Source organism: Kordia sp. (assembly GCF_965224175.1).
GTDB lineage: Bacteria > Bacteroidota > Bacteroidia > Flavobacteriales > Flavobacteriaceae > Kordia.
Map to the genome: position 1 here is coordinate 1901660 of NZ_OZ245041.1, position 15950 is coordinate 1917609.

The 15950-nt window shown below is 37.1% G+C and carries 4 protein-coding genes; 1 reads left to right on the forward strand and 3 read right to left on the reverse strand.

All coding sequences use genetic code 11. The features are described from left to right. Positions 1–21: 21 nt before the first annotated feature. From ACOQOS_RS08375 to ACOQOS_RS08385, 3 genes are all read right to left on the reverse strand, one after another. Positions 22–6648 carry a choice-of-anchor L domain-containing protein gene (locus ACOQOS_RS08375; protein ID WP_420574519.1) on the reverse strand — a complete coding sequence of 2209 codons (6627 nt, stop codon included), beginning with the start codon at positions 6646–6648 and terminating at the stop codon, positions 22–24. Between the two features lie 209 nt (positions 6649–6857). Continuing rightward, positions 6858–14459, reverse strand: coding sequence for a T9SS type B sorting domain-containing protein (locus ACOQOS_RS08380; protein ID WP_420574520.1), 7602 nt, complete (start codon positions 14457–14459; stop codon positions 6858–6860). Positions 14460–14469: 10 nt separating this feature from the next. Further along, positions 14470–14901: a hypothetical protein gene (locus ACOQOS_RS08385; protein ID WP_420574521.1), complete on the reverse strand. Its 432-nt coding sequence runs from the start codon at positions 14899–14901 to the stop codon at positions 14470–14472. A 352-nt stretch (positions 14902–15253) separates the two neighbouring features. Between ACOQOS_RS08385 and folE the strand changes: the two genes are divergently transcribed. After that, positions 15254–15934 carry a GTP cyclohydrolase I FolE gene (folE, locus tag ACOQOS_RS08390; protein WP_420574522.1) on the forward strand — a complete coding sequence of 227 codons (681 nt, stop codon included), beginning with the start codon at positions 15254–15256 and terminating at the stop codon, positions 15932–15934. Positions 15935–15950 lie beyond the last annotated feature (16 nt).

Below are 15950 nucleotides of genomic sequence, written 5' to 3' on the forward strand. Positions count from 1 at the left end.
ATATAGAACAAATATGATGAATTATCTCTTCAAAGTAAAGTTTCTGATAAATTCTTTTGGTGTTCCATCAAATGGATCTACATATTCTACTCTAAACCAATAGTCAGCCGATGGCATTGGTGTTCCATTGTAGGTTCCATCCCATCCTTGTCCCGCTGGACTGATCTGCTTTAATAACTTACCATATCTGTCAAAGATGTAAATCTTTGCACTTGGTTGGTTTCTAAGTCCGATGATGTTCCATGTTGGGTGATACTCATCTCCGTTCGGTGTAAAGAACTTCATGTAGTCGATCAATTCGAAGGTTCTTACTAGCTCTCCACATCCATTGGTATCTCTTACCGTAACAGTATGCTCTCCTGGACGTAAGTCTAAGAATTCTCCTGTCGTTTGCCAATCACCATCATCCAATTGGTATTCATACACTCCTGATCCTCCTGATGCCGTAGCCACTACATTGTGCGTGTCTGCAAAAGCTGGTGTAGTAATCTGAATATTCAATACACTTGGTGCTGAAGATGCTTCATAAGTAACACTATCACTGTATGTACAGTTGGTTGGATGGTTTCCATCTGTTACCGTTACACTATATTCTCCTTCTGTAGTTACAGATACTGTAGCCGTTGTTGCTGGTCCATTTGGTGTTGTCCATTGATAACTAAAGCCTGCTCCGAAGTCTACTCCAATGATTCTTTCTTCTAATGCCTGTCCTTGATCATCCACACATAAGATATCATCTGCTGGTAGGGTAAACACTGGTAATGGATTCACCTGTAAGTTGAATAAGATTGGATCTGATAAACATCCAGTCATCATCTGTCGAACTCTTGCATATAAGGTCTGTGGATTAGATGTATTCATATACGTTGAAGCATTAGTGATCGCATTGATATCCATTGCTGCATCTGCCGCTGTTTCATAGTACACTACTTCCATATCCATTTGTCCATTGATGATCGTTGCATCTAAACTTGTCAAATCAAAGATCGCTGTGTCTTGATCTGCCTCATCTACTGCACATAACTCATAGGTTGCTGGTGCAGTTGCCGTTGGAATTGGTTCTACACTAAGCTCTAAACTAGCAATATTGTTGGTATTCACACAACCTGTTGCAGTGTTCTCCACTCGGATAAATACCGTTTGTGGATCACTCGTGTTTTCAAATCCATTCACAAGGGCATTGGTATTAGCTATTGCATCAGCTACTGTTGGGTGATAACTCACCGTAAAGTCTGCCACCATCTGTGGTGCTGTTAATAGATCTAAGGAGTTGGTAACCACATCCCAATCAAATTGTCCCACATTATCATTGTCATACTCACAGAATACATATGTAAATGCGGTAGCTGTTAATTCTGGTAGTGGATGAACCACCACTGGTAAAGCTACCACCTTGTAACATGGTAACATATTACTATCAATCTGGATGTCACTCTCTACTCTTACATAAATAATCACTTGCCCATTCATATCAGCATTCGCCATATCCACATTGTGCATCGTTGGGTCTGCTATTGGGTTAGTATCTGCCTCCGCATCTGCCTCTGTCGTATGGTAACTAACCGTTACATTACTTTCATTATCTACAATCTCTGCCTCGGATTGTGTCAAATCAAAGATCAACATACCATTGGCTGCATCTCCATCACTATCATCATCACAAGCCTCTAAGATTGTAGGGGTTGTGTTTGGTGTTGGAATTGGAAGCACACGAAGTGTCATCGTGATATCCGTTGTACAACCGGCTGCATTGCTGGCTCTGATGTACAACACCTGTGGATTGCTTGTATTTTGATATGCTGTTGGATCTGCTATTGGAGTATCATTGTCTAAATCCATTTGACTTGCATAATACGTCAAAGTTAAACTTGTGTCTCCTCCTGTGATCTCAATATATTTATCAGTAAGATCAAAACTACTAATCTCATCACTCTCATCTCCACTCTCTAAGTCATCACATAATGAGAATGGTGTTGGTTGTACCAGCACTGGTGGCACTACTACAATGATATCAAAACTACCTATGGCATAACACTCCGTAGCATTGTCTTCTAAACGTACCCAGATCGTTTGTTGATTGATCGTAATGTTGATATAGTCTGTAAGGTTGACTATAGGTGATACTGCATCAATCGCATCTTGTTCACTCTCATGGTAACTCAAAGTAAAGTCTCCTGGTGTTTGATCACCATAGATTTCCATCTGTGTTTGTGTTAGATCAAACATCGCAAAACCATCCGATGGCTCTTCATCACAAGCCTCTAAATCAGTAATGTTTAGTGGTAATTCTGGAATTGGAACAACCGTTAAGGTTAGCGGTGTCACTGTAAAACAACCTGTAACAGTGTTTGTCGCTAGCACATAGATCGTCTGTGTGTCCATCATGATATTCGTGTATGGACTTGCCAGTGGATTTAAGTTGTTGTTAGCATCAGAGGCTGTCTCATGGAAACTATAGACCACATCTGGTTCATTGTTGATAATATCGTTGATCAATGCTGTTAAATCAAATGCTACAAAACCATCATTATCATCATCACATTCATCTGCGCTCAACATCCCATTTGGATCTAGTGTTGGACTTGGTAATGGATTTACTCTAATATCAAAAGTAATTGTGTTTTGACAACCAGTAGTATCATTAGTTGCCAATACAAAGATTGTTTGCACTCCAACTTCTGCATTGCTATAGGCTGTTGGATCTGCTATTGGTGTGTCATTGTCTAAATCCATTTGACTAGCATAGTACTGAAGACTAATTCCTGGCACACTATTGAGTAAATCTTCTGCCAAAGAAGTCAAATCAAATACTTCTATTCCGTCATTAAGTGTGACCGCATCACAGGTTTCTAATCCTGGTAATTGTGTAAGTACTGGAAGTTCATCCACAATTAAGGTTAGATTGGTGATACTTGCACAGTCCGTAGCTTGATCTTCCACACGTACCCAAATCACTTGTGGACTCGGTGGTATGTTACTGTAAGCATTTATATTGTTGATCTCACCTGTGGTAGTTCCTGCAATAGCATTGGCTTGCGTGTTGTAGTAACGAACCGTATGAGTTAATGGATCTTCTCCGTTTAATAGATCGACCTCTGCTTCTGTTAAGTCAAATTGTGCAATTTGATCTGCACTCACATCATCACATTCTGAGAGACTCACAGCATCAAGTGCAGCAATCTCTGGAGAATCATGAACAATTAATTCCAAGGAAACTACATTGAAACAACCTGTAAGTACATTTTCAACACGTACATATATCGTTTGGTTATACGCATTGATATTCGTGTAAGTATCTGCCAGTGGATTTACATCATTGTCTGCATCTTCTGGCGTTTCGTGATACGTAACTGTTACTTGACCTGGAAGTACGCCGCCAGTGATTTCACTTTCTGTACTTCTGATATCGAAGATTCCAAAACCATCATTATCTGTATCACAGTATTCTAATGGAGTCGCTGGAAAAACAGCTGGTGTATCATTTATATTAACTGTCAATTGCGTCACTACATGACAACCTGTATTGATATCTTCTACTCTTACAGAAACCGTATATGTAGTTGGTGTTGCTGTATTCTCATAAGGTAAAACTAGCGCATTCACATCGCCTTCTGCATCTGCATTGGTTAAGTGATAAGACACTACTAGATCTGGATTTGAAGCCGTAATTTCATCATTCTTAACGGATAAATCTGTTGGTGCAATTCCATCTGCTGTCTCATCATCACAGGCTTCTAAAGGTGTAGGAACTACAAAGAATGGCAAAGGTTCTACTTGCAATTCAAAACTACCAACTTGAATACAACCTAATGGATTTACAGCTCGAACCCAAACAAGTTGCCCATCTGTTCCATTGATATTGGTAACAGCTCCTATATTTCCGTCTGCATCCGTCTCACTTAAGTGATAGCTTATTGTAAGTCCTACTTGACCATTTTCAACAACTGGTGTATGTACTGTCAAATCAAACATTTCCATCATATCTCCAGGACTATTAAAGTCACAAGCAATCATTGGTGGTATATTATCTAGGTTTGGAAGTGGATCCACAATTAAAGTTACTTCTACAACATCAAAACATCCAGTGATATTATCTGTAACTCGTGCATGAATGATTTGCAACGAAGCTGTCGTTGTTGTATACAGTATTGGAAGCTCTGTCCCTACTGCGCCTGCTTGCGCTAAAGCATCTGTTTCATAATACGTAACTGTTGCGGTTCCTGCTAATCCTCCTAGTATTTGAGCATCTAAAGTAGATAAATCAAAGGTTCCAAAACCATCTGTATCATTTCCATTTGTATCATCACAAACACTGTAGTTTGCAGGAACTGTACCTGTAATTGCTGGATTTACTTGTAAATTTAAAGTTGAGGTATTTACACAGCCTGTTACAGTATTTTCGATACGAATATGTATTGTTTGCGTAACAGGTGTAGTATTTGTGTATGGTGAAGTTAATGGTGTTCCTACTCCTGTTTGCGCCTCTACGGGTGTTTCGTAATAAGTAATCGTCATTGCATCCGTAGAAGTTTGACCCGCTAATATTTCTGCATCAGCATCTGTCAACATAAAGTCTGTAAAACCATCTGTATCATCATCACATTCTTCTAATATAGTTGGCATAACAGCTACTGGTAATGGATTTACTGCTAACGTAAAACTAGTAGTTGCGTAACAATCATTATTTACTTCAGTACTTTCTATTCTAACGAAAATAATTTCTCCATCACTACCAGAATAAGTGGTTGCTAAAGGATTCATATCATCATCTGCATCTGTTTGATTCGCATGAAATGTAATATTAAATTCTGCTGGATCTTGTCCTCCAAGAATTGTTCCTTCTTGCGTAGCAAAATTAAAGTCTTCAAGTCCATTACCATCATCATCACATTCTGCCATATCTGCAGGTTGATTTGCAATTGGCTGTGTGTTTATTTGAATAGTAAATTGTGTTGTGTCACTACATGTTGCATTGTCATTATTTTCAATACGAACATAAATTGTTTGCGGATTTGAAGTATTTGTAAAAGCTGCCCCTAAAGGGTTTAATCCACTTGAAGCATCTCCCATATTTTCATGATAAGTAACAGTAAACAACATATCATCTTGCGTTCCTAATACTTGTACATCAAAATCAGTTAATGTAAAATTTGCTAAGTCATCATTCGAATCATCATCACAAATAACAATATTTGCTACAGAGTTAGCTACTGGCTGCGTGTATAGTTCTAAATCAAAACTTGTAGTAGCAGAACACATTCCCGATAAATCTTCTATTCGCACAAAAATTGTCTCTGGGTTTGCTCCATTATTATATAATGTCGGCAATGGATTTAAGTCCATTTCCGCATCATTTAACGTAGCATGATATGTGATATTAAAAAGTGCTGGGTCTTGTGCTAGCAATACATCATTATTTACTAAAGATAAATCGTACTCAACACTAGTTACACCTGCAGGAGCACATTCTAATAAGTTATTTGGCTGGTTTGCTACTGGCACAGGGGCAAATTCGATGACTATACTATCTTCAGTACTACAATTTGAAGATACTGCAACACTAACAGAATAAGTTCCTGGCGTTGTTACATCTAAAGTTGGGTTAGTTTCTCCTGTAAGTTCCATACCATCTCTAGACCATGTATATGTCACTGAATCTAATGGAGATTCTGCATCTAGTGTGATTGACTCACCTTCACAAACTGGATTTCCAGTAGTTAATAATCTGTCTTGGCCTAAATCAAATGCTCCAATATCAAAACTTCCTCCTTCTAAAAATACTGCAGAGTCAAAAGAAGAGTCTGTATAATCAGATATTAAAAGTCTAATTGTATATGTTTCTCCCGGTATTACTGTTGCTTCTGCTTTTAACGGAATTGTTTGTCCATCAAAAGCCGTTGACCCATTATTACTTCCTGGTGTATCATAATATTGTGGGAAAGCAAATTCTCCTAAACCACCTGTACCACAAGTAAATGTATGGATATTAGTTATACTCGCTGGAATATTTGTATTTGGTAATAGCGCAATATTTCTTCCTCCTAAATCTAGATTCAATTCTGGAGTTCCTGGATTTGCATCATGGTCATATGAATTTGTATCTGAAATTCCTGGTCCGCTTAAGATAAATGCAAAAGTATCAGCAAAATCACAAGGATAATTTGAAGCAGTTGTATATTCTTCTGAAGCTAATATATATCGAAAACTAATTTGATCTGATAAGGGCACAAATTGAAATTCGATAGAAGTAGCGTTATTTGTAGTTCCTCCTCCAGCTAAAGCTACTAAATCAGGATCTCCTTCCCAAACTGCACTTCCAAAACCTAAATTTGTACCTGCATTACTTATAGCAGTTACATTAGAACTACTTAGAATAATTCCTTCTGTAAATGGAAAAGTCGCAGTTCCAGTACTAAAGTAACCATAACTTTCAAAACCTTGATTAGCTCCATTTGTCTCTCCAGCCAAATCGTCAGCTCCACTATGATTTGTTACTGTAATATTAGTGGGTTCATTTCCGCAGACATCTTGAAAAAGAACATTTACAACTAACTCCTCTGGAGTCATTGTATCATCTATAGTAATCGTTTGCGAATACGCTTGTTGTCCTATAAATAGTAGTAGAACAAGTAATATTTTTGCCCTCATAAAGTAATATTTCTGGTTAGTTTAGTATAGTATGTATTCAAATATATTAATAAGAAGATTAATCTTTTATTATTTTAACAATAAACCTAAGAAAAACCCTATCAATTATTCATATTTTTTTATGATTTACAAAAAAACCGAAGTTTTTTAATTCTTCGGTTTTATATTTTCTATGATTTCATTTTGATTTTTTATTTCTTATAAATAATCTATCTCTTCAAAGTAAAGTTTCTGATAAATTCTTTTGGTGTTCCATCAAATGGATCTACATATTCTACTCTAAACCAATAGTCAGCCGATGGCATTGGTGTTCCATTGTAGGTTCCATCCCATCCTTGTCCCGCTGGACTGATCTGCTTTAATAACTTACCATATCTGTCAAAGATGTAAATCTTTGCACTTGGTTGGTTTCTAAGTCCGATGATGTTCCATGTTGGGTGATACTCATCTCCGTTCGGTGTAAAGAACTTCATGTAGTCGATCAATTCGAAGGTTCTTACTAGCTCTCCACATCCATTGGTATCTCTTACCGTAACAGTATGCTCTCCTGGACGTAAGTCTAAGAATTCTCCTGTCGTTTGCCAATCACCATCATCCAATTGGTATTCATACACTCCTGATCCTCCTGATGCCGTAGCCACTACATTGTGCGTGTCTGCAAAAGCTGGTGTAGTAATCTGAATATTCAATACACTTGGTGCTGAAGATGCTTCATAAGTAACACTATCACTGTATGTACAGTTGGTTGGATGGTTTCCATCTGTTACCGTTACACTATATTCTCCTTCTGTAGTTACAGATACTGTAGCCGTTGTTGCTGGTCCATTTGGTGTTGTCCATTGATAACTAAAGCCTGCTCCGAAGTCTACTCCAATGATTCTTTCTTCTAATGCCTGTCCTTGATCATCCACACATAAGATATCATCTGCTGGTAGGGTAAACACTGGTAATGGATTCACCTGTAAGTTGAATAAGATTGGATCTGATAAACATCCAGTCATCATCTGTCGAACTCTTGCATATAAGGTCTGTGGATTAGATGTATTCATATACGTTGAAGCATTAGTGATCGCATTGATATCCATTGCTGCATCTGCCGCTGTTTCATAGTACACTACTTCCATATCCATTTGTCCATTGATGATCGTTGCATCTAAACTTGTCAAATCAAAGATCGCTGTGTCTTGATCTGCCTCATCTACTGCACATAACTCATAGGTTGCTGGCGCTGTTGCCGTTGGAATTGGTTCTACACTAAGCTCTAAACTAGCAATATTGTTGGTATTCACACAACCTGTTGCAGTGTTCTCCACTCGGATAAATACCGTTTGTGGATCACTCGTGTTTTCAAATCCATTCACAAGGGCATTGGTATTAGCTAGTGCATCAGCTACTGTTGGGTGATAACTCACCGTAAAGTCTGCTATCATCTGTGGTGCTGTTAATAGATCTAAGGAGTTGGTAACCACATCCCAATCAAATTGTCCCACATTATCATTGTCATACTCACAGAATACATATGTAAATGCGGTAGCTGTTAATTCTGGTAGTGGATGAACCACCACTGGTAAAGCTACTACCTTGTAACATGGTAACATATTACTATCAATCTGGATGTCACTCTCTACTCTTACATAGATAATCACTTGTCCATTCATATCAGCATTCGCCATATCCACATTGTGCATCGTTGGATCTGCTATTGGGTTAGTGTCTGCCTCCGCATCTGCCTCTGTCGTATGGTAACTAACCGTTACATTACTTTCATTGTCTACAATCTCTGCCTCGGATTGTGTCAAATCAAAGATCAACATGCCATTGGCTGCATCTCCATCACTATCATCATCACAAGCCTCTAAAATCGTTGGCATTGTGTTTGGTGTTGGAATTGGAAGTACACGAAGTGTCATCGTGATATCCGTTGTACAACCGGCTGCATTGCTTGCTCTGATGTACAACACCTGTGGATTGCTTGTATTTTGATATGCTGTTGGATCTACTATTGGAGTATCATTGTCTAAATCCATTTGACTTGCATAATACGTCAAAGTTAAACTCGTGTCTCCTCCTGTGATCTCAATATATTTATCAGTAAGGTCAAAACTGCTGATCTCATCACTCTCATCTCCACTCTCTAAGTCATCACATAATGAGAATGGTGTTGGTTGTACCAGCACTGGTGGTGCTACCACAATGATATCAAAACTACCTATAGCATAACACTCCGTAGCATTATCTTCTAAACGTACCCAGATCGTTTGTTGATTGATCGTAATGTTGATGTAGTCTGTAAGGTTGACTATCGGTGATACTGCATCAATCGCATCTTGTTCGCTCTCATGGTAACTCAAGGTAAAGTCTCCTGGTGTCTGATCGCCATAGATTTCCATCTGTGTTTGAGTTAGATCAAACATCGCAAATCCATCCGATGGCTCTTCATCACAAGCCTCTAAATCGGTAATGTTTAGTGGTAATTCTGGAATTGGAACAACCGTTAAGGTTAGCGGTGTCACTGTAAAACAACCTGTAACAGTGTTTGTCGCTAGCACATAGATCGTCTGGGTGTCCATCATGATATTCGTGTATGGACTTGCCAGTGGATTTAAGTTGTTGTTAGCATCAGAGGCTGTCTCATGGAAACTATAGACCACATCTGGCTCATTGTTGATAATATCGTTGATCAATGCTGTTAAATCAAATGCAACAAATCCATCATTGTCATCATCACATTCATCGGCGCTCAACATTCCATTTGGATCTAGTGTTGGACTTGGTAATGGATTCACTCTAATATCAAAGGTAATTGTGTTTTGACAACCAGTAGTATCATTCGTAGCCAATACAAAGATTGTTTGCACTCCAACTTCTGCATTACTATAAGCTGTTGGATCTGCTATTGGTGTGTCATTGTCTAAATCCATTTGACTAGCATAGTACTGAAGACTAATTCCTGGTACACTATTGAGTAAATCTTCCGCCAAAGAAGTCAAATCAAATACTTCAACTCCATCATTAAGTGTGATAGCATCACAGGTTTCTAATCCTGGTAATTGTGTAAGTACTGGAAGTTCATCTACAATTAAGGTTAGATTGGTGATACTTGCACAGTCCGTAGCTTGATCTTCCACACGTACCCAAATCACTTGTGGACTCGGTGGTATGTTACTGTAAGCATTTATATTGTTGATCTCACCTGTGGTAGTTCCTGCAATAGCATTGGCTTGCGTGTTGTAGTAACGAACCGTATGAGTTAATGGATCTTCTCCGTTTAATAGATCTGTTTCTGCTTCCGTCAAATCAAATTGCGCGATTTGATCCGCACTTACATCATCACATTCTGAGAGACTCACAACATCAAGTGCAGCAATCTCTGGAGAATCATGAACAATTAATTCCAAGGAAACTACATTGAAACAACCTGTAAGTACATTTTCAACACGTACATATATCGTTTGGTTATACGCATTGATATTCGTGTAAGTATCTGCTAGTGGATTTACATCATTGTCTGCATCTTCTGGCGTTTCGTGATACGTAACTGTTACTTGACCTGGAAGTACGCCGCCAGTGATTTCACTTTCTGTACTTCTGATATCAAAGATTCCAAAACCATCATTATCTGTATCACAGTATTCTAATGGAGTCGCTGGAAAAACAGCTGGTGTATCATTGATATTAACTGTCAATTGTGTCACTACATGACAACCTGTATTGATATCTTCTACTCTTACAGAAACCGTATATGTAGTTGGTGTTGCCGTATTCTCATAAGGTAAAACTAGTGCATTCACATCGCCTTCTGCATCTGCATTGGTCAAGTGATAAGACACTACTAGATCTGGATTTGAAGCCGTAATCTCATCATTCTTAACGGATAAATCTGTTGGTGCAATTCCATCTGCTGTCTCATCATCACAGGCTTCTAGTGTAGTAGGTATAACAATTACTGGTAACTGTGGTACTTGCAATTCAAAACTTCCTACTTGGATACAACCTAGTGGATTTACAGCTCGAACCCAAACAAGTTGCCCATCTGTTCCATTGATATTGGTAACAGCTCCTATATTTCCGTCTGCATCCGTCTCACTTAAGTGATAGCTTATTGTAAGTCCTACTTGACCATTTTCAACAACTGGTGTATGTACTGTCAAATCAAACATTTCCATCATATCTCCAGGACTATTAAAGTCACAAGCAATCATTGGTGGTATATTATCTAGGTTTGGAAGTGGATCCACAATTAAAGTTACTTCTACAACATCAAAACATCCAGTGATATTATCTGTAACTCGTGCATGAATGATTTGCAACGAAGCTGTCGTTGTTGTATACAGTATTGGAAGCTCTGTCCCTACTGCGCCTGCTTGCGCTAAAGCATCTGTTTCATAATACGTAACTGTTGCGGTTCCTGCTAATCCTCCTAGTATTTGAGCATCTAAAGTAGATAAATCAAAGGTTCCAAAACCATCTGTATCATTTCCATTTGTATCATCACAAACACTGTAGTTTGCAGGAACTGTACCTGTAATTGCTGGATTTACTTGTAAATTTAAAGTTGAGGTATTTACACAGCCTGTTACAGTATTTTCGATACGAATATGTATTGTTTGCGTAACAGGTGTAGTATTTGTGTATGGTGAAGTTAATGGTGTTCCTACTCCTGTTTGCGCCTCTACGGGTGTTTCGTAATAAGTAATCGTCATTGCATCCGTAGAAGTTTGACCCGCTAATATTTCTGCATCAGCATCCGTCAACATAAAATCAACAAAACCATCTGTATCATCATCACATTCTTGTAATGTAGCTGGCACTACCGCTATTGGTAATGGATTTACAGTCACTTCAAAGCTTGTTGTCGCAGCACATATATTTGTTGCATCAGTACTTGTTACACTCACAAATATTACGTCTGTTGCATTTACATTTGTATATGATGTTGGCAATGGATTTACGTTAGCATCTGCATCAGCTTGACTTGCATGGAAGTTTATATTTACATCTGCAGAATCTTGCCCTCCAAGAATTGCCCCTTCTTGCGTAGTAAGATCAAACACTTCTGTTCCGTTATTAGTAGCATCATCACAAACAACCATATTTGCAGGTTGATTTGCAATTGGTTGATAGTCTACACAAATTTCGAAATTTGTTGTATCAAAACATGTCACATTGTTTACGTTTACAATACGAACATAAATTTGCTCACATGCAGCTGTATTATTATATGGACTCGCTAATGGATTTAATCCAGCATCAGCATCTGCTTGCGAATTGTGATAAGTAACATCAAATAATGCTACATCTTGTGTTCCTAATACTTGCGGATCTAATGCATCAAGATCAAACGACTCAGTTCCGTCATTTGAATTGTCATCACAGACAGTAATATCTGCTACTACATTAGCTATAGGCAATGCATCAACTACAACGTTAAATTGTATTGTTGACACACAGTTTGTTGTATTATCTTCTACTCTTACAATAATTAAATCCGTTTGATTCACATTTGAATACATTGTTGGCAGTGGATTTATATTCGCATCTGCATCAGCTGTAGTCGCATGGAAAGTTATTGTAAAATCTGCTGGATCTTGCGTTCCTAAGATTAAAGGTATTTGTGTTTCAAGATTGAATATTTCAACTCCGTCATTAGAAGCATCATCACAAACAACCATATTTGGCGGAGCTATAAGTGTTGGCTCAGGATTTAAGATTAAGTTGAATGAAGTAACTGCAAAACACGTAGGACTTGCATTATCTTGTACTCTTATGTAGATATCATCGACCGGAGCCGTTCCATTATTGTATAAACATGGAAGCGGGTTTACGTTATTATCTGCATCTAATTGCGTATCATGGTATGTTACAGTATAGTCTGCTGGATCTTGCGTTCCTAATGCTAAAGCAGACTGAGCACATAAATCAAATTCTTCAACTCCATCATTTCCAATGTCACACAATACTAAATCTGGTACTGCATTTACAGTTGTATTTCCAATATTTATGGTAAATGATTCTACTTGAAAACAATCAATAGCGGTAGTTCCTGTATATGAGATTCTCACATAAATTACATCTCCATCATTAGCTGTGTATGCTTGTGCTTGTGCATCAGTTAATGCATTAATACCAGCATCAGCGTCAGCCTGTGTTAAATGATAAGTAACTTCAATATCTGTCGTATCTGCAATTGGCGCAAGTACTTGTGCTGTATTTACAGTTAAGTCAAATACTTCTGTTACATTATTAGAACATTCTGATAAGTTAGAAGGTGGTGCGTTATTAATTTCAGGAGTAACATCAATACAAACAGTTTCAGAATATGTACATCCTAAATCATCTGTCATTTCATATGTATAACAGTGTTGTCCTGGCGTTGTTGGTTGAACTGTAATAACGTTTCCTGTAGTATTTGTTATAGAAGGATCTGGCAACCATCCTTCAGTATCTACTACTGGCGTGAATGATTCGTCCGCAGGAAGAATTGCAGGATCAAAATCTAGATTCCAACTAAAAATATATCCATTATCAATTCCTAAGTTATCTGTAACTCTAATAGTCCAGTTTCCGTTTAAAGGGCTTCCTATTAAATCATCAAATCCATTATTATCTACAGGCAAATATGTTCCAGGCTGAAAAGCATTTCCTGTTCCTAAGTTAACTGTAGGACCGTCATCTAAATTAGTTGTTCCTGTAAGCGCAAAACAATAATCCGCTCCTACACCTGGTGTATTGGTACCATCGTCATTTGCTTGTCCAAGAAATGTTCCTCCACCATTATTTGGATAATCAAGTAATAGTGCTTCTTGCCCATTTGGACTAATTATTATAATTTCTAAATCTCCTGTAAATGAATGCTCAATATTTAAACATATTTGTAATATTTCAGATCCTGCAGTCAATACTTGATCAGACTCGAAACAATCTACTGGAATTGATGTCTCGTAAGAAACTCCACTTCCATCAGGTAAAAATGTAACTCCACTAACAGGTGGCGTACACTCTACTATAAAAGGTGTTGGTGTTACAACTCCTGGTATTGTTGTACTATCTCCAAAACATATTATTGGATCTGTAGGTGTAGTTCCTGCAAAACTTGGTGTTGTGGATACACGTACTACCTGATTAATTAAGTTATTGTTGGTACAGTTGTTTGTATCAGTTACTGTAAGATTTACAATATATGCTCCAGCATCTGGATATGTATGTGTTACTGATTCTCCAATAGCTGAGTTTCCATCACCAAAATCCCATTGATACTCAGATCCTGCTCCGTCATCACTAAATGTAGCACTCCCGTTGAAAGTTACGGTATCTCCTTGACAAATTTCTATAATATTGTTTGCGTCTACGGCTGGTACCGAAGAGTCTAACTGTGAGTTTATGGTTTGACATGGTGTAAAACACGAAATTTCCGCTTCCCAACCAATATTTACACCAGCGGCATCGGAAATAAATTCAATAGTAATACATCCAGAGGCATTTGCATTCGTTGCTACTACAACTCCTGGACTCGCAGTTCCTGTATAGGTTCCAAATTGTGGCGCTGCTGTACTATCACCATTATATATGTTCATGTTATCTGACATATTCTGAAGTCCAAAAGAAGTAAAGTCTAGTTGTACTTTATCTCCAGCATTATCTGGACAGATAGTCATTACAAAGTTTTCGTTATTTGAATACTGACCTGCTCCACCGCCTCCAGTATCTAAGAAAGTACCTTGACATATATTAAAGGTACCATTTTCGATAATTACATCTTGTGCAAAACAAAATAGTGGTGCTATCAGAAAGAAGAGAAATATTTTTTTCATCTCTAAATATTTAGTTTTTTAGTTTAGGTTGTGGCTGAATAATTAATAGGTATTCAGTATTATCAATTCTATAAGCTCTTGCTTTTATATCGAAGAACTCAATATTATACTTTAAAGGGTTGAATGTACTTTTATTGAAGAAACTATCATGCTTTAAGTTTTTGTTGTACATATCTAGCATACCTCTTTCAGTAATTTTAGGATACACCTTGTCTCTAATTTTTGGCTGTCGTATGATTTGCATTCGCTCAACAATTAGCTTTTTTAAAGCATCGTATCTTTTTTGATTTGAAAAGATCATTTTTTGAGCCTGATCTCCATAAACTTCATTAATGAAGTTATCTACTTGATGATTTTTGAAGTTGTGATAATCTCTTTCAGTTTGTGCATTTAAACACAATCCTAAAAATAAGAACATCATACATACATAGATTTTACGCATAATAGTCATGTTTCTATTGTAACATTATTAATTTGAAATGAAGCTATTGTTCTGTTGTTTTAAAAAGCTTCTTTCTACTTATACTTTATATAACAACAACACCTATTAAAATCCGACATTGTGTTAAATATTTTATTTTGAACCGTCGAAAATTAAGAAAATTTTATGATATACATAATTCTTTAACACATTTATTTACGGCACGTTCCGCCAAATCATATACATTATTTAATTATCTTTGCTGTCTTGTTAAATTTTGAAAAAAATTGTACTACAAATCTCTAGTAGAACTATGCTTTGATTTTTATTTTTTTTGTACTACAATTTTTATACGTAAAGAAATACAGAATAGATGAAAATAGATAAGGCGCTTGAAGAAGAAATACAAGCCATAGGAGATGATCATATAATGACCTCTTATGACACTCCATTACGCGAAGACGCTTTTGATTTAAGTGATGAAGAAAAGATTGTGAGTATTAAAAAAGATGTTGCTCACATTATGGAAACTTTGGGGCTAGATATGACAGATGACAGCCTTAAAGGAACTCCAAATAGAGTTGCTAAAATGTTTGTGAAAGAAATTTTTGGTGGATTACATCCAGATAGAAAACCAAAAGCTTCTACTTTCGATAATAAATACAAGTATAATGAAATGTTAGTAGAAAAAAACATTACTGTATATTCTACTTGCGAACATCATTTACTTCCAATTGTAGGAAGAGCACATATTGCTTATATATCTAAAGGAACTGTTGTAGGACTTTCAAAAATGAATCGTATTGTTGATTATTACGCAAAACGACCGCAAGTACAAGAACGTTTAACGATTCAAGTTGTAAAAGAATTACAAAAGGTACTTGGAACAGATGATGTTGCCTGTGTAATTGACGCCAAACACTTATGCGTTAACTCTAGAGGAATCAGAGATATCGAAAGCAGCACTGTAACCGCAGAATTTGGCGGAAAGTTTAAAAACGAAACAACACGTCTAGAGTTTTTAGATTATATTAAATTAGACACAAAATTTTAATACCACACTTTTATCA